At 31.0% G+C, this 19,496-nt stretch carries 19 protein-coding genes, 1 tRNA gene and 1 pseudogene; 19 read left to right on the forward strand and 2 right to left on the reverse strand.

What is annotated here, in order from left to right; all coding sequences use genetic code 11:
* Positions 1-369 precede the first annotated feature (369 nt).
* From K4897_RS05610 to K4897_RS05645, 8 genes are all read left to right on the forward strand, one after another.
* Positions 370-1,314 carry a hypothetical protein gene (locus K4897_RS05610; protein WP_250415698.1) on the forward strand — a complete coding sequence of 315 codons (945 nt, stop codon included), beginning with the start codon at positions 370-372 and terminating at the stop codon, positions 1,312-1,314.
* Positions 1,315-1,346: 32 nt separating this feature from the next.
* Positions 1,347-1,547 (forward strand): hypothetical protein, encoded by a 201-nt coding sequence (locus K4897_RS05615; protein WP_250415699.1) that lies wholly within the window; start codon positions 1,347-1,349, stop codon positions 1,545-1,547.
* Positions 1,548-1,613: 66 nt separating this feature from the next.
* Complete coding sequence (locus K4897_RS05620; protein ID WP_019265043.1) at positions 1,614-1,811, forward strand: hypothetical protein; 198 nt, start codon at positions 1,614-1,616, stop codon at positions 1,809-1,811.
* A gap of 180 nt (positions 1,812-1,991) precedes the next feature.
* Positions 1,992-2,065 (forward strand) — tRNA-Arg (locus K4897_RS05625).
* 30 nt (positions 2,066-2,095) lie between these two features.
* Positions 2,096-3,358, forward strand: coding sequence for a tRNA pseudouridine(13) synthase TruD (gene truD, locus K4897_RS05630; protein ID WP_029143205.1), 1,263 nt, complete (start codon positions 2,096-2,098; stop codon positions 3,356-3,358).
* 168 nt (positions 3,359-3,526) lie between these two features.
* The gene (locus K4897_RS05635; protein WP_019265042.1) at positions 3,527-3,916 is read left to right on the forward strand and encodes a DUF126 domain-containing protein; all 390 of its coding nucleotides are present in this window, start codon (positions 3,527-3,529) and stop codon (positions 3,914-3,916) included.
* A gap of 14 nt (positions 3,917-3,930) precedes the next feature.
* Positions 3,931-5,154 carry an amidohydrolase family protein gene (locus tag K4897_RS05640; RefSeq protein ID WP_250415700.1) on the forward strand — a complete coding sequence of 408 codons (1,224 nt, stop codon included), beginning with the start codon at positions 3,931-3,933 and terminating at the stop codon, positions 5,152-5,154.
* Between the two features lie 122 nt (positions 5,155-5,276).
* On the forward strand, positions 5,277-7,724 hold the full coding sequence (locus K4897_RS05645; RefSeq protein WP_250415701.1) for a heavy metal translocating P-type ATPase: 2,448 nt from the start codon (positions 5,277-5,279) through the stop codon (positions 7,722-7,724).
* A 5-nt stretch (positions 7,725-7,729) separates the two neighbouring features.
* On the opposite strand, the gene K4897_RS05650 is transcribed toward K4897_RS05645, so the two are convergent.
* A complete protein-coding gene (locus K4897_RS05650) occupies positions 7,730-8,581 on the reverse strand; it encodes a hypothetical protein (protein ID WP_019266778.1) in 852 nt (283 codons plus the stop codon).
* 37 nt (positions 8,582-8,618) lie between these two features.
* Positions 8,619-9,971: an adenylosuccinate lyase gene (gene purB, locus K4897_RS05655; RefSeq protein WP_019267967.1), complete on the reverse strand. Its 1,353-nt coding sequence runs from the start codon at positions 9,969-9,971 to the stop codon at positions 8,619-8,621.
* Positions 9,972-10,146: 175 nt separating this feature from the next.
* Between purB and K4897_RS05660 the strand changes: the two genes are divergently transcribed.
* From K4897_RS05660 to trpA, 11 genes and pseudogenes are all read left to right on the forward strand, one after another.
* The gene (locus tag K4897_RS05660) at positions 10,147-10,350 is read left to right on the forward strand and encodes a helix-turn-helix transcriptional regulator (protein ID WP_004032788.1); all 204 of its coding nucleotides are present in this window, start codon (positions 10,147-10,149) and stop codon (positions 10,348-10,350) included.
* A gap of 3 nt (positions 10,351-10,353) precedes the next feature.
* A complete protein-coding gene (locus tag K4897_RS05665; protein WP_019265037.1) occupies positions 10,354-11,082 on the forward strand; it encodes a DUF4013 domain-containing protein in 729 nt (242 codons plus the stop codon).
* Between the two features lie 37 nt (positions 11,083-11,119).
* The gene (locus K4897_RS05670; protein WP_019266775.1) at positions 11,120-11,866 is read left to right on the forward strand and encodes a CPBP family intramembrane glutamic endopeptidase; all 747 of its coding nucleotides are present in this window, start codon (positions 11,120-11,122) and stop codon (positions 11,864-11,866) included.
* 47 nt (positions 11,867-11,913) lie between these two features.
* A complete protein-coding gene (locus K4897_RS05675; protein ID WP_019266774.1) occupies positions 11,914-12,312 on the forward strand; it encodes a hypothetical protein in 399 nt (132 codons plus the stop codon).
* Between the two features lie 86 nt (positions 12,313-12,398).
* On the forward strand, positions 12,399-13,907 hold the full coding sequence (trpE, locus tag K4897_RS05680) for an anthranilate synthase component I (RefSeq protein WP_250416953.1): 1,509 nt from the start codon (positions 12,399-12,401) through the stop codon (positions 13,905-13,907).
* The gene (locus tag K4897_RS05685) at positions 13,904-14,488 is read left to right on the forward strand and encodes an aminodeoxychorismate/anthranilate synthase component II (RefSeq protein ID WP_250415702.1); all 585 of its coding nucleotides are present in this window, start codon (positions 13,904-13,906) and stop codon (positions 14,486-14,488) included. The genes trpE and K4897_RS05685 overlap by 4 nt, the downstream gene beginning before the upstream one ends.
* On the forward strand, positions 14,489-15,496 hold the full coding sequence (trpD, locus tag K4897_RS05690; protein WP_250415703.1) for an anthranilate phosphoribosyltransferase: 1,008 nt from the start codon (positions 14,489-14,491) through the stop codon (positions 15,494-15,496). It abuts the gene before it with no gap.
* Positions 15,497-15,500: 4 nt separating this feature from the next.
* The gene (gene trpC, locus K4897_RS05695) at positions 15,501-16,277 is read left to right on the forward strand and encodes an indole-3-glycerol phosphate synthase TrpC (protein ID WP_250415704.1); all 777 of its coding nucleotides are present in this window, start codon (positions 15,501-15,503) and stop codon (positions 16,275-16,277) included.
* Positions 16,270-16,845, forward strand: a pseudogene (locus K4897_RS05700) (tryptophan synthase subunit beta); the annotation flags it as partial. The gene trpC and the pseudogene K4897_RS05700, both read left to right, overlap by 8 nt.
* A gap of 21 nt (positions 16,846-16,866) precedes the next feature.
* Positions 16,867-18,051, forward strand: a complete 1,185-nt coding sequence (gene trpB, locus K4897_RS05705; protein WP_250416955.1) for a tryptophan synthase subunit beta — start codon at positions 16,867-16,869, stop codon at positions 18,049-18,051.
* Positions 18,044-18,817 (forward strand): tryptophan synthase subunit alpha, encoded by a 774-nt coding sequence (gene trpA / locus K4897_RS05710; protein ID WP_250415705.1) that lies wholly within the window; start codon positions 18,044-18,046, stop codon positions 18,815-18,817. Before trpB ends, trpA begins: the two co-directional genes overlap by 8 nt.
* Positions 18,818-19,496 lie beyond the last annotated feature (679 nt).

Genomic DNA, 19,496 nt, shown 5'->3' on the forward strand with positions numbered 1-19,496 from the left:
AAACATTTTTAAAGTGTTTTAAGTCGGAGAATAGTTTTTTCTGGATAATTTAATTTATCCTAGTATTTGATATTAAATAATCAAAACAAATTATCTCCTTTTTGATTTGTTAAATCACAAATGAAATTTTGCATGTATTGGTTTCATTTGGAATAAAATGGGATTTATAACTTTTTAAGACCTGATTGCTGGGTTTTAAATTATTTTTCTCATTTTATTTAAAAAATATTGTTTTCACTTTAAATTGTTTATGTGCTTTTGTTTTTTTATAATACTTTTTAATAATTGTTGTATTTGTAAATAGAAAATTTTAAATAAGTTTTAAGTTATATTACTTATTACAAATTAGATTTTATTTAGGTGAAAATTATGACAACTCAGCATTTCGATAAGTTTTTTAAAGGGCTTGGAATAAGTGATGCTTTTAGTTTAATTAATATGATTCCTTTGAGGATGTTAGATATTGATCCAAAACAATTATTAACTCAAATGGTTAATTTTAATCCTACTGAGTTGATGGAAATAGATTTAAAGGCTTATCGTGCAGATTTAATTATGGAATTGGATCATGTGATTTTAATGTTTGAATTTCAATCGACACCTATCTATTTGGATGATAAACGGCGATTTAATATTTATACTGCAATTAAAGATAGAGCTAGGTTTGGAGACAAACCAATATATATTATAGTATTTAGTACTGTAGAAGACACTAAAGTAATTGATTATAAAGTAAATCCAGTATCTAGTTTTAAAATATTGGTAATATCTTTAAAAGATTACAATGCAGGCGAAATTATAAATAATATTGAAATTAAAATAAAAAACAACCAAAAAATAAACCAGAACGAATTAATAAACCTTGCATTATCACCATTAATGACACTTGATGGCACAATAGCTCAACATTTGGAAAAAACAGTGCAAACACTAAGTAAGCTAAAAAAATCCATTAAAGAGAATTCAAAATTTGTATTTACTTTAACTTGGATATTAGTTGACAAATTCATCGAAGATGGAGAAACACGACAAAAATTAAGCAACATATTAAGTGATAACATGAGATTAATGGAAGAGTTCGGTCAGTCAAAATATGAAGCAGGCGAACAAAAAGGTGAGAAGAGAGGTATTAAGAAAGGTGAGAAGAGAGGTATTAAGAAAGGTAAAAATATAGGTGAGAAGAGAGGAATTGTGAAGACGAGGCAGGAGATAGCTGTGAATTTATTGAAAGAAGGGTTGCCTTTGGAATTAATTTCGCAAGTAACTGATGTGTCTGTAGAAAGATTGGAGCGGTTTAGTAATAATGGAAAATAATGATGTGGATAATTTATCTAAAGTGATGTAATATGAGTTTGATGGAAGAGTTCGGTCGGTCAAAATATGAAGCAGGCGAACAAAAAGGTGAGAAAAGAGGAATTGTGAAGGCTAGGCAGGAGATAGCTGAGAATTTATTGAAGGAGGGTTTGCCTCTGGAGTTAATTTCGCAAGTAACTGATGTGTCTGTGGGAAGATTGGAACTATTGAATTATTGTGAGAAACAAGATTGATGATTTAAATAGCTAAAAGAGAAATTATTGCTAAAAATAAAACATATCTATAAATCAGGTGTTAATATGGTTACTGTAGAGGAATTTGGTAAGGAAAAATATGAAGAAGGGTTTAGAAAAGGAATGTGGAAAGGAATTAAGGAAACAAAATTTGAAATAGCTAAAAAGTTAATAATAAAGGATGTTAGTTTGTATAACATTTCTTATGCCTGTGATATTGGTATGGCTACCTTAGGTGAATTAAAAGAATCATTGAAAAAATGATTCGTTTTTATTTTTTTATAAATGAAATATTATTTTTTTTAAATTAGAATAGGGGTTTAAATCAATAAATTATATTTTGTTTTTTTGTAAAGCTTTTTAATCAAATAAAATTCTTAAATAAAACAGTGCTTTTAAATACTATTAAAATCATAATATTGACTGATAACTATTTTTAATGTCGCCCCGATGGTGTAGTTTGGATAACACATAGGACTGCGGATCCTATTCCCCGGGTTCAAATCCCGGTCGGGGCATTATATAATTTTTTTAAATTCCGTGATACAATGTTAAATGCTAATACTTATGTAACTGATGAAGAAGGAATTGGCGGAACTATTAGGAATCAATATGAAGATTTTTATGTTGAAGAAATCCCTGAAGTGACTCCAACTGGTGAAGGACCTAATATTTGGATTTGGATTGAGAAAGTAGGTAGAACTACTTTAGATGTTGTTTTAGATATTGCAAGAGATTTGCACATTAGTAGAAAAAGAATGGGCTTTGCAGGAATGAAAGATAAAAAAGCCCGTACTCGTCAATGGATTTGTATATCTAATATGGAATCTGAAGAACAGTTTAGGCAAGTTAAGGATTTGGAAGGAACTATTTATAAAACTGATTTTTTAAAAGTTGTTCGTGGACGTAAAAAACTTAGAATGGGACAGCTAAAGGGAAATAAATTCAGAATTCTTATCCGGGATATTGATGATATTGAAAAAAGTGCTGAAGTAGCTAATAATATTTTAAAGGAACTGGAAGTTACTGGTGTTCCTAATTACTTTGGATGGCAAAGATTTGGTAAACCAAGAACAAACACTCACCTGGTAGGTGAAGCTTTAGTTCAAAATGATTTAAAAGAAGCCGTTAGAAGATACATTGGAAATCCTACAGGTGAAGAACATGAAGAAAATCAGAAGGCAAGACAGGCTTATGATGATGGAAATTTAGAAGAATCTTTGGAATTTATGAGTAAAGGAATGCGTTATGAAAAAATGATGGTTCGTGAACTTATTAAAGATGCTAAAAAAGGACCATTAGATGATAAAGCTTATAAAAATGCATTATATGCACTTCCAAAACCTCTTCAGAGAATGTTTGTTCATGCATATCAGTCTTATTTATTTAATGATGCCGTTAGCAGAAGGGTAGCTATGGGAATTAACAGATATGTTGAAGGAGATATTATTATTGACAATGAAGAGAGAATTGTTCGTGATAAAACTCCTGAAGAATATCAGAAATTAATAGATAATTTTGAAGCTAATCCTACTTCTCCATTATATGGAACTAAAGTACCTTTTGCCGATGGTGAAGTTGGTGAAATGGAAAAATCAGTTTTAAATAGCTATAATTTAACTAAAGAAGATTTTGAAGTTCCTAAAATGCCTCGTTTAGGAAGTCATGGTTTAAGAAGGTCTATGAGAATTCAAGTTTGGGATGCTTCAGCTATTCCAACAGATGAAGGGGTTTTAACTGAATTTTCAATAAATAAAGGTTCTTATGCTACGGCTGTTTTAAGGGAAGTCATGAAAAAAGATGTTGTCTAGATTTATAACTCTTTTTCATCTTTTAAATTTTTATTAAATTCATTAAAATCATTTACACATGTTTTTTTGGTTTTGAAATTTTCATATAATTCATTTTAATATGCTCTTTAATTTTAAGTAATAGTTCTTATAAAATTATATCAAAGAATTATTGCTTAAGTGATTTTTATGATTGACTGTAGAAATATTGCTAAAGGAAAGGATAGTGGAGAATTAATAGTAAGCAACGAACCAATTAGTTTTTTAGGTGGGGTGGATCCCGAAACTGGAATTGTAATTGATCCAAATCATGAACTTAAGGGTCAATCCATTAAAGATAAAGTTTTATTCATTCCCGGAGGAAAAGGTTCAACTGTCGGATCTTATGTTATATTTCAAATGAAAAAAAATAATACTGCACCTAAAGCCATCATATGTTTAAATGCAGAACCAATTATTGCTACTGGAGCTATAATGTCTGATATTCCAATGGTTGACTCTCCAGAAGTCACTGATAAACTAAAAAATGGTGTTTTAGTTGAAGTTGATGGGGACAATGGTAAAATAGCTATTTTATAAATAATGTGGTTATTATGGAAACTTTAATTAAAAATGTAAATATTTTAAATCCAAATGAAGAAATTCAAACTTCATGCAATGTTTTAATTGAAGATAAGCACATTAAACAAATATCTGGAAAGGAACTGTCTGTTAAAGACAATGTTAAAATCATTGACGGACAGGATAATTATCTGATGCCGGGGTTTATTGATTGTCATGCACATATTATGGCTAATGGCTTTCACAAAGAAGAAAACATGGCAAATCCTTTAGCACTACATTTTTACAATGCAATTAAACATGGAAAACAGACAGTTGATGCAGGTGTTACAACAATTAAAGACTGTGGTCCTGCAGATATCGGAGTTAAAATAGCTCAAAAAAAAGGTTTATTTATAGCTCCTAAAATGGAAATATCAGTCACTCCTTTAGTATCAACAGGAGGACACTTTGATTTATTTTTACCATCAGGTTTTGACATGGAAATAGTTTATCCTGGATTTCCTAAGGGAAGATGTGATGGGTCTCTGGAAGTTCTAAAAAAGACCCGTGAAATAAAAAGAGCAGGAGCAGACTTTATTAAAGTCATGGCTAGTGGGGGAGTCTTAACAACAAACACGTCTCCAGATTATCCTCAGTTCAATGTTGAAGAACTTAAAACAATAGTTGATGAAGCTCATGTTAATGATTTAAAGGTTTCAGCTCACTGCCACAGTTTAAAAGGGATTAATAACTGTATAGATGTGGGATTTGATTCTATAGAGCATGGAACATTCATTGATAAAAAAACATCTCGTAAAATGGCTGAAAATAATGTAAAATTAGTTCCAACAATGTTGGTTCATGATTTTTTATATCATAGCGGATTTCCTGCATGGGATAATTATGCAGCTGAAAAAACAGCCAAATTAAAAGAAATAGTTAAAGTTCACAAAGAAAATATAGCTGTAGCTTATGGGGAAGGAGTGGATTTATTAATGGGAACAGATAGTGGAGTAATTGCCCATGGACATAATCTGGAAGAATTAATTCATTTAACAGATGTTGGAATGAGTAATGATGAAGCTATAGCTAGTGGAACAATAAAAGCTGCAGAGTTCATTTGTAAAGAAGATTCATTAGGTTCAGTTAGTGAAAATAAAATAGCTGATTTAATTTTAGTCAATGGTAATCCTTTAGATGATGTAAGTATTTTAGCTGATAACGACAATATTCTAAAAGTTATTCAGGACGGATGTCTTGTTAAAGACATTTAATTTTCTTTTTTTAAACTTTATTTAGGCATGCATAAATTTTTATTAAAGAAGCATATAATTTATATATGTGTGATTATTACTTTTAACTAAAAATAATTTATTTAAAATTAGGTTGTGATATAATGGCAAAACTTAAAGAAATGGATTTGCCTATTGAAGGAATGCATTGTGCTTCTTGTGTTTTAAGTTTAAATAAAACTTTTGAAAAAGTTGAAGGAGTGGAATCAGTAGATGCAGATTTAGCTTCAAATAAACTGCATTTAACTGTCAATCCAAAAAAGCTTCCCTTTGATGAAATTGAAAGATTGGTTAAAAATTTGGGATTTGAACTTCACACTGATGAAGTTACTCTTAAACTTAATGGGATGCATTGTGCTTCTTGTGTCATGAATGTTGAAAACTTTTTAATACGTTTGGATGGCATTTTTGATGTTAAGGCAGATTTAACTTCACAAACAGCACGTATCAATTATGATAAAACAAAAGCAACTGTTAAAGACATGGAGGAAGTTATAAACTCTTTAGGATTTGAAGTACTTGGAATTGAAGGGCAACTTGAAATAAATGAAGATGAAATTTATAAAAATGATTTGAAGGATAAAAGAAATAGGATTATAGTTGGTTTTGCAGCATCAGCTGTTTTAATGGCTTTAATGTATATTCATTGGCATCCATTTGGATTATCTATGGGAATAATTTCTTTAATCATAAGTATTATCCCATTTCTTTATGTATCGTTACCTACACTTAAAGCAGGGTTCAACGGTCTTGTTCATAAGAATTTAAATATGGATGTAATGTATTCAATGGGTATAACTGTTGCATATCTTTCAAGTATTCTTGGAACATTTAACATTGTTCTTGATCATTCATTCATGTTTTATGAAACAGCTATTATGCTTCCATCATTTTTACTTATTGGTAGGTATCTTGAAGCAAGAGCTAAAAAGAAAACTTCTGATTCAATTCGTGAACTTATTGGTCTTCAGCCAACAGCAGCTACTTTAATAGAACTTGACGATGCTGGAAATATAGTATCTCAAAAAGAGGTGGATATTAAAGAAATTCAAATTGATGATACTTTACTTGTTCGTCCTGGAGATAAAATACCTGTAGATGGTGAAGTAATTGGTGGTCATTCTTATGTTGATGAATCAATGATTAATGGTGAACCAATTCCTAAAGCTAAAAGAGATGGTGAAGAAGTATTTGCAGGTACTATTAATCAGGAGGGCGTTTTACATATTAAAGCTAAAAAGATTGGTAGTGAAACTGTATTGTCAAATATTATTCGTTTGGTTGAAAAAGCTCAAAGTTCCAGACCTCCAGTTCAAAAACTAGCTAATACTGCAGTTAGTTATTTCATACCAACAATTTTAACAATAGCTGTCGTTGTATTCATGTTGTGGTACTTTGTATTTGACTCTACTTTGTTGTTTGCACTTACAACTTTAATTTCAATTTTAGTTGTAGCCTGTCCATGTGCATTAGGTTTAGCTACTCCGACAGCAGTAACTGTAGGTGTTGGCAGAGCTGCAGAATTTGGTATTCTGATTAAAAATGGCGATACTCTGGAAAATGCAGGTAAAATTGATGTAGCAGCATTTGATAAAACAGGAACCATAACTGAAGGTCAGCCGGAAGTGGATGATATTATCTGCTATGGAATCAGTGAAAATGAACTAGTTGAACTTGCAGCCAGTGTAGAGAAAAATTCAAACCACCCTATAGCTAAGGCAATTGTCAGAAAAGCAAATGACATGAATCTGGAACTTAATCAAACTTCATCATTTGAAACCATAACGGGAAAAGGTTTAAAAGCTCAAGTTGATGATAAAGATGTTTTAGCAGGAAATAAAAAGCTTTTGGAGTCTCAGAATATTGAAATTCCTCAATGTGTTCTGGAAGAATACGAGAATTTAGAAAATCTTAGCAAAACTATAATTTTTGTAGCTATTGATGGTGCAGTTAAAGGTATTTTAAGCTTATCTGATAAAATTAAAGCTAATTCTAAAAGAACTATTGAAGAATTGCACAAAATGGGCATTGAAACATATATGCTTACAGGAGATAACAAGAAAACTGCATTAAATGTAGCTAGCCAAGTGGGTATTGATAATGTAAAAGCAGGAGTTTTGCCTGAAAACAAATTAGACATTGTTAAAAACCTTCAAAAAGAAGATAAAACAGTTTTATTTGTTGGAGATGGTATTAATGATGCGCCGGCACTTACTCAGGCTAATATTGGTGTAGCTATGGGTAATGGAACAGATATTGCTATGGAAAGTGGGGATATTGTTGTAATGGAAGGAGATTTGGAAAATGTGGTTGCTGCTGTGCAGTTTTCTAAAAAAGTAATGACTAGAATTAAAGAAAATTTATTCTGGGCATTTGCATATAATGTTATATTAATTCCACTTGCAGCTGGTGTGCTGTATGCCGGCTTTGGAATAATGTTTATGCCGGAATGGTCTGCTCTTGCAATGGCATTAAGTTCAGTAACAGTTATATCCTTGTCACTTGCTCTTAAAGGATATGTTCCTGCAATAAAAAAAGAAACAAAAAGTTAATTGATTTAATTGTCAATTAACTCTATTTTTAATTTTCCAAGTTTTGTAGCTAAGAAATTATAGAATATAGCTAAAAGACCGCCACCTATAACTCCGTTTATTAATCCGCCAACAATATTGCCTAATGCTTGGTAAGCATCTCCGCCACTAACTAATGAAATGATAGCTAAAATAATGTTGAATACTAAGCTGATTACTGTTAATACAATAACTAAACTAAGTGGGTTAATGGAATTTAGAGAAGTCATTTCACTATCTTTAGATAAGTCTAGGACAATTCCTTTGCCTTTACTTCCAAGCAAATTATAGATGTAAGTTGCAATTAATGTAAATACAAAAGTTATAATAAATGATCCGACTATAATCATTGCAATAACTGATGGCTGCATTATAACTGCTGCAACTTGGTAAAGTGCAAATGCCATTACAGTTTGTCCACTAAACATTAAAGTTTGAACTATTGATGATAGTATAATTGGAACAATGAATATAGACACTGCACAAAGTAAAATAACAAGAATTGTTGTTATAATTGATGCAATAAGTGCAGTTGGCACAGTTGAAATTTTAGTAATTTCTTTGCCGTCTTTTAATTCAAAAGTAATTGGATTCATCCTTTTTGTTAACCAGTTGTAGAGATATCCTTCTGCAAATCTATTATATATAGAACACATTATAGTTCCAACAATTAGTGTTGGGATGATATAAGCCACTATTCCAATGCTTTGAGCATTTAATATACCTATAGCTACTAAAAGAATTATGGAGGCTAAAACTGAGAATAATACTCCAATCCCAGTTCCCATAATTGTGTATGATGTTATATCAATAGATTTTAAAATTTTTACATCACTCATGTATTTTTCACCTCATTTTACTTATTATGTCTATGTTCTATTTAAACCATTCTTTAGATTGTTCAAGTAATTCATTAATAATGGTTTTAGATGAACCGATATATGTATGAGGATTCATAATTTTTTCAACATCTTCAGGTGTTAGGTATTTTTGGACATCTTCTTCTTCTAAAATAAGTTCTCCTAAAAGACCGCCTTCTTTATTAGCTTTAATAGCATTTCTCCTTACGATTCCATATGCAGTTTGTTTTCCCATTCCGCTTCTTGTAAGTTCTGCCATTAATCTTTCAGCCATAATTAATCCGTTAGTTAAGTTTAAATTTCTTTCAATATTCTCGTCGTAGAATACTAAATTGCTCATTAATTTAATAGTTAAATTGAGGATGTAATCAGTTAAAATACAGCTTTCTGGAAACATTATTCTTTCACATGATGAATTGGTTAAGTCTCTTTCATGCCAGAGAGGGTTGTTGTCAAGTGCTGCATTTACAAATGATTTTACAATTCTTGCAATACCACAAATACGTTCTGCTGTAATTGGGTTCATTTTATGTGGCATTGTACTGCTTCCCACCTGTTTTTCAGGATCAAAGTATTCACCAAGTTCCATGAGTTCAGTTCTTTGGAGGCTTCTGATTTCTAGAGCTATTTTATCTAAAGTACTTGCAATATTAGCTAATGTTGAAATGAATTCCACATGATTGTCTCTTTGAACAACCTGATTGGTAATTGTAGCTGCAGGTAATCCTAAGATATTAGCTACTTCTTTATGGATTTTCCATCCGTCTTCACCAAGAGCTGCTGTAGTACCAACTGCACCATCCATCATAGATACACAAACATTTTTTTGAGCATTTTCCAATCTTTCATATTGTCTGTGAAGTTCATCAGCCCAAATACCGAATTTCATACCGTAGGTAGTTGGAAGTGCATGCTGACCATGGGTACGGCCAATGCAGACTTTATCGATATTTTCTTTAGTTAAATCAAGCATTATTTTAGTTAATTTTTCTACTTTTTCTTTTAAAACTTCAATTGAATCATTTAAAAGTAAAGAATTGGAGCTGTCTACAACATCATTTGAAGTAGCTCCGAAGTGGACATATTCTCCAGCATCATTATCACAGACTTCTCCAATAGCTTTAACTAATGCAGCTATGTCATGTTTAGTTTGAGCTTCAATTTCATCTACTCTTTCTAATTTAACATATTTGGTATTAGCTTTAGCTGCTATTTCATCTGCTACTTCTTGAGGAATTATGCCAAGTTTTCCTTCTGCCTGAGCTAGAGCAGATTCTACATCTAATTTTCTCTGTAATTTGTTTTCAGTTTCCCAAATGGATTTCATTTCAGGAGTACCATATCTGTATTCTATTGGATGTATAGCCATTTTATATCATCTCAGTTTTATTTAATAATATTAATATATTGATTTTTTTAGTATTTTATACTATTCTTAATTAAATCTTTTTTGATGAGTGGTGGTGGTTAAGTTTATAATATATGATATGAATATATATTAGTAAATTATTTTTTACTAAGTATAAAAAAACTTAGGTGATTTTTTGGAAACTAAAATTAAAGAATTTCGTAATGAAAAAGGATTAAGTCAACAAAAATTGGCAGATTTAACTGGTGTCACAAGACAAACAATAAATGCCTTGGAAAATGCTAGATATAATCCTTCTTTACTTTTAGCCTTTAGAATAACTAAGATTTTAGATAAAGAAAACATTGAGGATGTTTTCATCATTGATGATGGTGAGTGAGAGATGATATTAGATATTTATAAAGATTCCTTTGAATATGCTTCTAAAAATGTAAAAAATCTCTTGATTTTAGGAGTGTTTTACTTATTTGGTTTTTTAGTCATTCCTATGTTCTTCATTTTAGGTTATAATTATAGAATTATTAAAATAGCTACTGAAGGAATGATTAATGGTGATGATGAACTTCCTGAATTCGAAAACTGGACTTTGATGCTAGTTGAAGGAATTAAATGTTTTGTTGTGTATTTAGGTTATTTGATTATTCCAATCCTTGTATTTTTGGGTATTCTATGGGGCTGTGGCCAAGCTAATAATCTTTCTTTAAGTATTGTTGGGTTTATAGTAGGGATTGTTATTTTATTAGTATTTGCATTGTATTCATTTTTAGCTATTTCTCATATGGCTACAAATGACGGATCAATGAAAGCGGCATTTGATGTAAAAGAAATAACAAATATTGCTAAGTCCATTGGGTGGACAAGATGCTTTACAACATATATTGGAATGGTAATACTTGTCAGTGTAATTATTTGTGTTGTTGTTAGTATAGTTTTAGCAGTTTTAATGGTTTTAGGGGTTGCTACTGTTTCTGCAGTTCCAGTAATGGGTGTAGCTACTGTAGCTGGTGTTGTATCAACTTTAATCATTAACTTTGTAATAACATTTATTGCAATGCCTTACTTACAGATATTCCAAAGCCGTTGTCAAGGTCTACTTTATAATATTAGGTGATTTTTCACCTCTTTTTTTTATTTAGGGCTTTGTTATTATGCCATCATTAAATAAGGCAATTAAACAGACTACTTTGATTGAATTATTAATTATAATTTTGTGTTTTTACTTAATATATCTGGTAGCTGGGTTTTACGGTTTTAATGTAGATATGGAATGGATGTACCTAGTTATTGTTGCTTATATTCTTATTAAATCCAGAAAATATGCAGCTGAAACTGATGTAAATATTTTTTCTAAAATTAAATTTAGATATGTATTTTTAATAGTTATTGTAAATGTATTTTTTTCATATGGGATGTTGTACTTAGCTAACACCTTAAATATAGGGAGTCTTTTAAGTTTTAGCTTAATTCCAAGTCTGAAAAGCATAGCTTTTATTGGAGGCTTAATTGGAACTATTTTAATCTCTCCAATTTCTGAAGAAATAATTTTCAGAGGAATTATTTTAAACAGGCTGAAATTAGTTGTTCCAGTTAATATGGCTATTTTGGTATCTTCATTATGTTTCGGAGTTCTTCATGGATATGGAAGTATGATTTCAGCATTTGTATTTGGATTGTGTATGTGTATTTTGTATATTAAAACAGACAACATTCTTGTTCCTGTATTTGCACATATTATGAATAATTTCTTTGCAGAATCTTTATTTTATTTGGATAGAGATGCAATACTTTTTAACAATGATTTGGTAATGATTACAATTACTATTTTAGCTATTCTATCTTTATATTTAATATTGAACTCTTTAAAGATTGAATGGAAATTTTTAGATAAGAAATAATACTTTATATATGCTGAAAATTAATTATATAATTAGGTGTTTTTACTATGAATATTAAAATGGTGGGCCTTGCAGTAGTTATTGCAGGAGTATCTTTATGTGTAATGTTTTTTGACTCTTATAAGTATATGGTTGCTGCACTGACTGTTGTTGTTTTCGGATTCCTTATAGCTTTAATAGGTTATTTGTCTGATGTTAAAAAGCAAAAAATAATTAATGACAGGTTAGATGATGATATTGAAAGGGTTATTCAACCTTTAATAACTAAATATTCTAATTTAAATAAACAATATTCTAGCCAGTATGATGGCGAGGAGTATGTTCAAAAAAGAATGGAATTGAATCGTAGTTTGGAAAAAGAACTTACTGAAAATCTTCCTTATTTGGAAAGCAGGCAAATTAAAAAGATTGTCATTAATTTTAGTAGGGAACAAAACAAATTATAATTTTTTTTCAAATAAATTATAATGTACAAAAAAGTACAACAAGGATTTAAATAGTACATTATTCTAAGTATATTATAGTGATTAAAATGTTTTCCCCAAGTTTGGATGAAGTAAAAGAAATTGCAAAAAATAACGAATATAAACGAATTCCGGTAGCTTATGAAATGTACTCTGATATAGCTACTCCAATAGAAGTATTAAGGATTTTAAAAGAAATTAGTAAACATTGTTATATGCTGGAAAGTGTTGAAGATTCACAAAAATGGGGAAGATACAGTTTTTTAGGTTTTGATCCACTTTTAGAATTTACCTGTCAAAATGGACGGGTTCAAATTAAAGGAGACAGCGAATTTGAAGACAGCTCCAAATTAACTGATGAGGATAAGATAATTATCGAAACAGATGATCCTGGTGAAGTTATTAAAGATTTGGTTAGACAAAACAAATCTCCAAAATTACCTGATTTACCTCCGTTTACCGGTGGTTTTGTAGGATATTTTGCTTATGATTATATTAAATATGCAGAACCTTCCTTAAACCTTGATGCTGAAAATCAGGATCAGTTTAAAGATATTGATTTAATGTTATTTGATAAGGTTGTTGCATTTGATAATTTCAGACAGAAAATTGTTTTAATTGCAAATATGAAAACAGACAATTTGGATAAAAATTATAAAAAAGCCTGTGATGATTTGAAAAAAATAGCCAAATTAATTAAAACAGGCAAAAAAGCAAAAATTGAACCATTAACTTTAAAATCAGATTTCAAACCGGTGTTTTCACGTGAAAAATATTGTCAAATGGTAGATAAGGCTAAAGAGTATATTAAAGAAGGAGATATTTTTCAGGTTGTACTGTCAAACAGAATTGAAGCAGACATTTCCGGAAGCCTGTTTGATACTTACAGGGTTTTAAGAACTACAAATCCTTCACCTTACATGTTTTATTTTTCAAGTGATGATATTGAAATAGCAGGAGCTTCACCTGAAACTTTAGTTAAATTAAACAATAGAAAATTATATACATTTCCACTAGCTGGAACAAGGCCAAGAGGAAAAACCGAAAAAGAAGATTTGGCTCTTGAAAAAGAGTTGTTAAGTGATGAAAAAGAACTGGCTGAACATAATATGCTTGTAGATCTGGGACGTAACGACATTGGAAAAATATCTGAAATGGGTTCTGTCAGTGTTGATAAATACCTGTCAATTGAGAGATTTTCTCATGTAATGCATATTGGTTCAACAGTATCTGGAACTTTAAGAAAAGATTTGGATTCACTTGCAGCTATTGATTCAATACTTCCTGCAGGAACACTGTCCGGAGCTCCAAAAATAAGGGCTTGTGAAATTATTAATGAACTTGAAAATAATAAAAGGGGAATTTATGGTGGAGCTATTGGATATATTGATTTAAGCGGTAATGTAGATACCTGTATATCAATTAGAATAGCTTTTGCACGTAACAATAAAGTTTTCATAAGATCAGGTGCAGGAATTGTAGCTGACAGTGTTCCAGATAATGAATTTGATGAATGTTTAAACAAGGCGGCGGCAGTTATTGATGCTTTAAAAATAGCTGATGGGGGAATTTTATGATTTTATTAATAGATAACTATGATAGCTTTTCATATAACTTGTATCAATTAATCGGACAGGTAAATGATGATATTGAAGTTTATAGAAATGACAAAATCACCCCTGACGAAATTGAAGATTTAAATCCTGAAGCTATTATTTTATCTCCTGGTCCTGGAAGGCCGGAAGATGCGGGAATCTGTGTCGACACTGTTAAAAAATTCCATGATAAAATACCAATTTTAGGAGTTTGTCTTGGTCATCAGGCAATATGTGTGGCATTTGGAGGTAAAATATCTTATGCAAGTAAATTAATGCATGGAAAATCATCAATAGCTAAATTAAATAAAGACCCAATTTTTAAAGGTTTAAATGATGAAATTACTGTTGGAAGATATCATTCTTTAAGTTTGGTTGAAACTACACTGCCTAAAGATTTAAGAATAATTTCCAAAACAGCAGATAATGGAGAAATAATGGCCGTTAAACATGAAAAATACGATATTTATGGTCTTCAGTTTCATCCGGAATCAATATTGACTCCTGATGGAATTACAATAATTGAAAATTTCATAAACAAAATAATTAGGGAGGATAATTAAATGATTAAAGAAGCTATTTTAAAAGTCATAAGCGGAAATGATTTAAATGCTGATGAAGCTTATAATACAATGGATGAAATAATGTCTGGGGAAGCTAGTGAAGTTCAGATGAGTGCTTACCTGACAGCTTTATCAATGAAGGGTGAAACAATTGAAGAAATTACAGCTTCTGCAAAAGCTATGAGAGCACACTGTGTAAAACTGTTAAATGATGAAGAAGTCCTGGAAATAGTTGGAACCGGTGGAGACGGGTCTAACAGTTTCAATATATCAACAACATCTTCAATTGTAATTTCTGCAGCGGGAGTTCCGGTAGCTAAACATGGAAACAGATCAGCGTCAAGTAAGTGTGGTGCAGCTGATGTTTTAGAAGCTTTAGGTGTTAATATTTATATTGAGCCAGAAAAAAGTCTGGAAATATTAAAAGAGATTAATTTATGCTTCTTATTTGCTCAAAATTATCATTTAGCTATGAAATTTGTAGCTGGAGTCAGAAAAGAATTATCTATAAGAACAATATTCAATGTTTTAGGACCTCTGACAAATCCTGCAGGCGCTGCAATGCAGGTTTTGGGAGTTTATGACGAATCACTTGTAAAACCTCTTTGTGAAGTCCTTAAAAATCTGGGAGTTAAATCTGCATTGTCAGTACACGGTCAGGACGGACTGGATGAAATTTCAGTTAGTGATAAAACATCCATCTGCGAACTTAAAGATGGAGAGTTAAAATGTTATGAAATAGCTCCTGAAGACTTTGGAATGGAGAGATGTTCTAAAGAAGATCTTGTAGGTGGAAACCCTAGGGAAAATGCAGAAATTACATTGTCTATTTTAAATGGCCAAAAAGGACCAAAAAGAAATGCAGTTGTTTTAAACTCTGCTGCTGCTTTGTATGTAGCTGGAAAAGCAGACTCTATAGCTGATGGTGTTAGATTAGCCAGTGAAATTATTGATTCTGGTAGAGCTAAAAAACAGCTTGAGAAATTTATTGAATACACAAACAGTTGATTTTATGTTAGATAAAATAGTTGAAAAAACAAAAGAAAGGGTGTCTGAAGCTAAAAAGGTTAATTCATTAGATAAACTCAAATATAAAATATTCGATCTTGATGTTTATTTCAATTATCCTTTTAAAAAAGCCCTAGGCAGTGATGATATCAGCATTATTGCTGAAGTTAAAAAAGCATCTCCATCTAAAGGTTTAATAGCTGAAGATTTTGATTATGTAAATATTGCAAAAGAATATGAAGCTGCAGGAGCATCAGCTATTTCAGTTTTAACAGAACCTTACTTTTTTCAGGGTTCTGATGATTATTTAAATGAAATAGTTAAAAATGTTAAAATTCCAGTACTTAGGAAGGATTTTGTTGTTGACGAGTACATGATTTATGAAGCCAAGTTACTTGGAGCATCTGCAGTATTGCTTATTGTATCTATTTTATCTGATGAGCAATTGGAACAGTATCTGACTATAACTCGTGTTTTGGGAATGTCTGCTATTGTTGAAGCTCATGATGAAAATGAAATTAAAAGGGCGATTGATGCAGGTGCAGATATTATTGGTGTAAATAATAGAAATTTAAAAGATTTTAGTGTAGATATTGAAAACAGTATTCGCCTACATAGATGTGTAGAGGAAGATATCCTATTTATTTCTGAAAGTGGTATTAAAACAAAAGAAGATGTTGCCAGATTAAAAGAAAATAATGTTGATGCAGTTTTGATAGGCGAAACTTTAATGAAATCACCAGATAAGAAGGCAATGATTCAGGAGTTTAAGAATGGTTAAAATCAAAATCTGCGGACTTAAACGATTGGAGGATATAGAGTTTGCAAACAAATACAAACCGGATTATGTAGGATTTGTATTTGCTGAAAGTAAAAGGAAAGTAGATTATAATCTTGCAAAACAAATGAAAGCAAAACTCTGCGAAGATATTCAAAGTGTTGGCGTTTTTGTAGATGCAGACATTAGTGAAATCCTGAAATTATGCAGTGACGGTACAATTGATATTGCACAGCTTCATGGGATGGAAAACAAAGAGTATATTAAAACTCTTAAAGAAAAAACAGATTACAAATTAAAGATTATTAAAGCTATTGAAGTATCTGAAAATACAGATTTTTCTGAGTATGATGATTCATTAGCTGATTATTTGTTGCTTGACAGTGGAAAAGGATCAGACAAAACCTTTGACTGGCGGCTGATTAGAAAAAACTTAAAAAAGGAATTCTTTCTGGCAGGCGGGTTAAACAGTGAAAATATCACTCAAGCTATTGGGGAAGTTAGGCCATATGCAATTGATTTAAGCAGTGGTGTTGAAACTGACGGATTTAAAGATGAATATAAAATAAAAAAAGTCATGGAGGCTAAAAATATGAATAATGGAAGATATGGGGAATACGGCGGACAGTATATCTCCGAAACTTTAATGAATGAATTAATTTACTTGGAAGAACAGTATTATCATTATATGAATGATTCGGAATTTGTAGAAGAATTAAATACACTTTTAAAAGAATATGCTGGCAGACCTTCTTTGTTATACTATGCAAAAAGAATGACTGAAGATTTGGGAGGAGCTAAAATTTATTTAAAGCGTGAAGATTTAAATCACACAGGAGCTCATAAAATCAACAATGTCCTTGGTCAGGTTTTACTGGCTAAAAAAATGGGAAAAACAAGAGTAATAGCTGAAACTGGAGCAGGTCAGCATGGAGTAGCTACAGCAACAGCAGCAGCACTTCTGGATATGGAATGTGAAGTGTACATGGGTGAATTAGACACCAAACGTCAGGCTTTAAATGTTTATAGGATGGAACTGCTTGGAGCAAAAGTTCATCCGGTAAAATCAGGAACAAAAACCTTAAAAGATGCAGTTAACGATGCTTTTAGAGACTGGATTGGAAGAGTTCATGATACAAATTATGTAATAGGTTCAACAATGGGTCCTCATCCATTTCCAATGATGGTTAGAGACTTCCAGGCAGTAATAAGTGCTGAAGCCCGTAAACAGTTCTTGGAAAAAGAAGGAAAACTTCCTGATGCAGTTTTAGCGTGTGTTGGTGGTGGAAGTAATGCTATGGGTGCATTTTACAACTTCATAGATGATAAGGATGTTAAATTAATCGGATGTGAAGCAGGAGGAAAAGGAGTGGATACTCCATATAATGCAGCAGCTTTGACTAACGGACAAATCGGAATATTTCATGGGATGAAATCTATATTTAATCAGGGAGAATATGGGCAGATATCTGAAGTTTATTCTGTTTCAGCAGGTCTTGATTATCCTGGAGTAGGTCCTGAACATGCACATTTAAGAGATATTGGAAGAGCAGAATATGTGCCGGTTACAGATGAAGAAGCAGTGAATGCTTTTGAATATTTGTCAAAAATGGAAGGAATCATTCCGGCTATTGAAAGTGCTCATGCAGTAGCACACGCAATGAAAATAGCTCCAAAAATGGATAAAGATGAAATTATTATGATATGTCTTTCAGGAAGGGGAGACAAGGATGTTGCATCAATTGCAAGATATAGGGGAGTTGAGTTATATGAGTAAAATAGCAAATGCATTTAATGACGGTAAGGCATTTATAGGATTTTTAACTGCAGGTGATCCGACAGTCGAAAAAACCATAGAATACATTTTAGCTATGGAGGAAGCAGGCTGTGATTTAATAGAAATTGGAATTCCATTTTCAGATCCGATGGCTGAAGGAGTCGTAATTCAGGATGCAAATATAAGGGCATTAAGTCATAATACAACAACTGATGATGTATTTGAAATAGTCCGGAAAGTTCGCCAAAAAACAGATATTCCATTAGTATTTCTAACTTATATCAATCCGGTTTTCTTCTATGGTTATGAAAAATTCTTTAAAAAATGCGGTGAACTTGGAATTGATGGAATTATCTCACCTGACCTGCCTTATGAGGAAAAAGGTGAAATTAAAGACATTGCATTAGCTAATGGGGTAGATGTTATTTCTTTAATAGCTCCAACTTCAAAAGAAAGAATTCAAAAAATAGCCGGTGATGCAACAGGTTTTATTTATGTTGTTTCTTCTTTAGGTGTTACTGGGATGCGCAGTGAAATAAAAACAGACTTAGAATCTATTTTAGCTGATATTCGTGCAGTCAGTAACTTGCCCTTAGCTGTTGGTTTTGGTATTAACACACCTCAACAGGCTTCCAATATTGGAAAAATAGCTGACGGGGTCATTGTAGGAAGTGCTATTGTAAAAATTATTGAAGAGTATGGTGAAAATGCAACAGAACCTCTAAAAGAATATGTCTCAGCTATGAAAAAAGCCTGCAATGAATAAAATAAGGGAAAATATAATATTTTTTCCTTTTTTGAGTCTATAAAATTTTATAGGTTTATTTATTTTTGTGTTTTCTGTCTAATTTTGTATTTTGCTAGTCTAAAATTGGTATTGTTTAATAAAATAACTAGAACTACATAGGAGATTACACTTATTTAGAATCAACTGTTAAATCTTTAACTATTAATTATTTGGTTGTAAAATTTTATAGTTCATTAAATAAGATATATTCATTTTTAATTTAATTTTTTATATATTTAATCAAATAAGTATTTTTAGTGTAGGTAAAATAAAATTAAAAAGTTTATATTTCAAATTATTTTTGTAACATTTTTTACCTTTTTCTTTCAGCTATGATGACTTTTAAACAGGATTATGAATTTTTTATCCCAATATTTATAATAGGAATCAGTTTTTGGATACCAGAATTTATATTTAAAATATTCCTAAAAAAATAGACAAATAGTAATAATGTATACGATAAAATCAGATCAGACAAATTTTCATTTGATGGATATGTATTAGAAAACTTAATAAGGGGAATTAGTGTTTCTTCATCATTTTTAATCTTTTTTATAACAATAAAAGCAATATTGCTTGGATTTTGCATAGCTTTTTCCATGATTTATACAGTAACGTTCATATTCCTCTGAAGAAAAAAATACTGGAAAATGTCTGA

This window comes from Methanobrevibacter sp. TLL-48-HuF1, assembly GCF_023617305.1.
Lineage (GTDB): Archaea > Methanobacteriota > Methanobacteria > Methanobacteriales > Methanobacteriaceae > Methanocatella > Methanocatella intestini.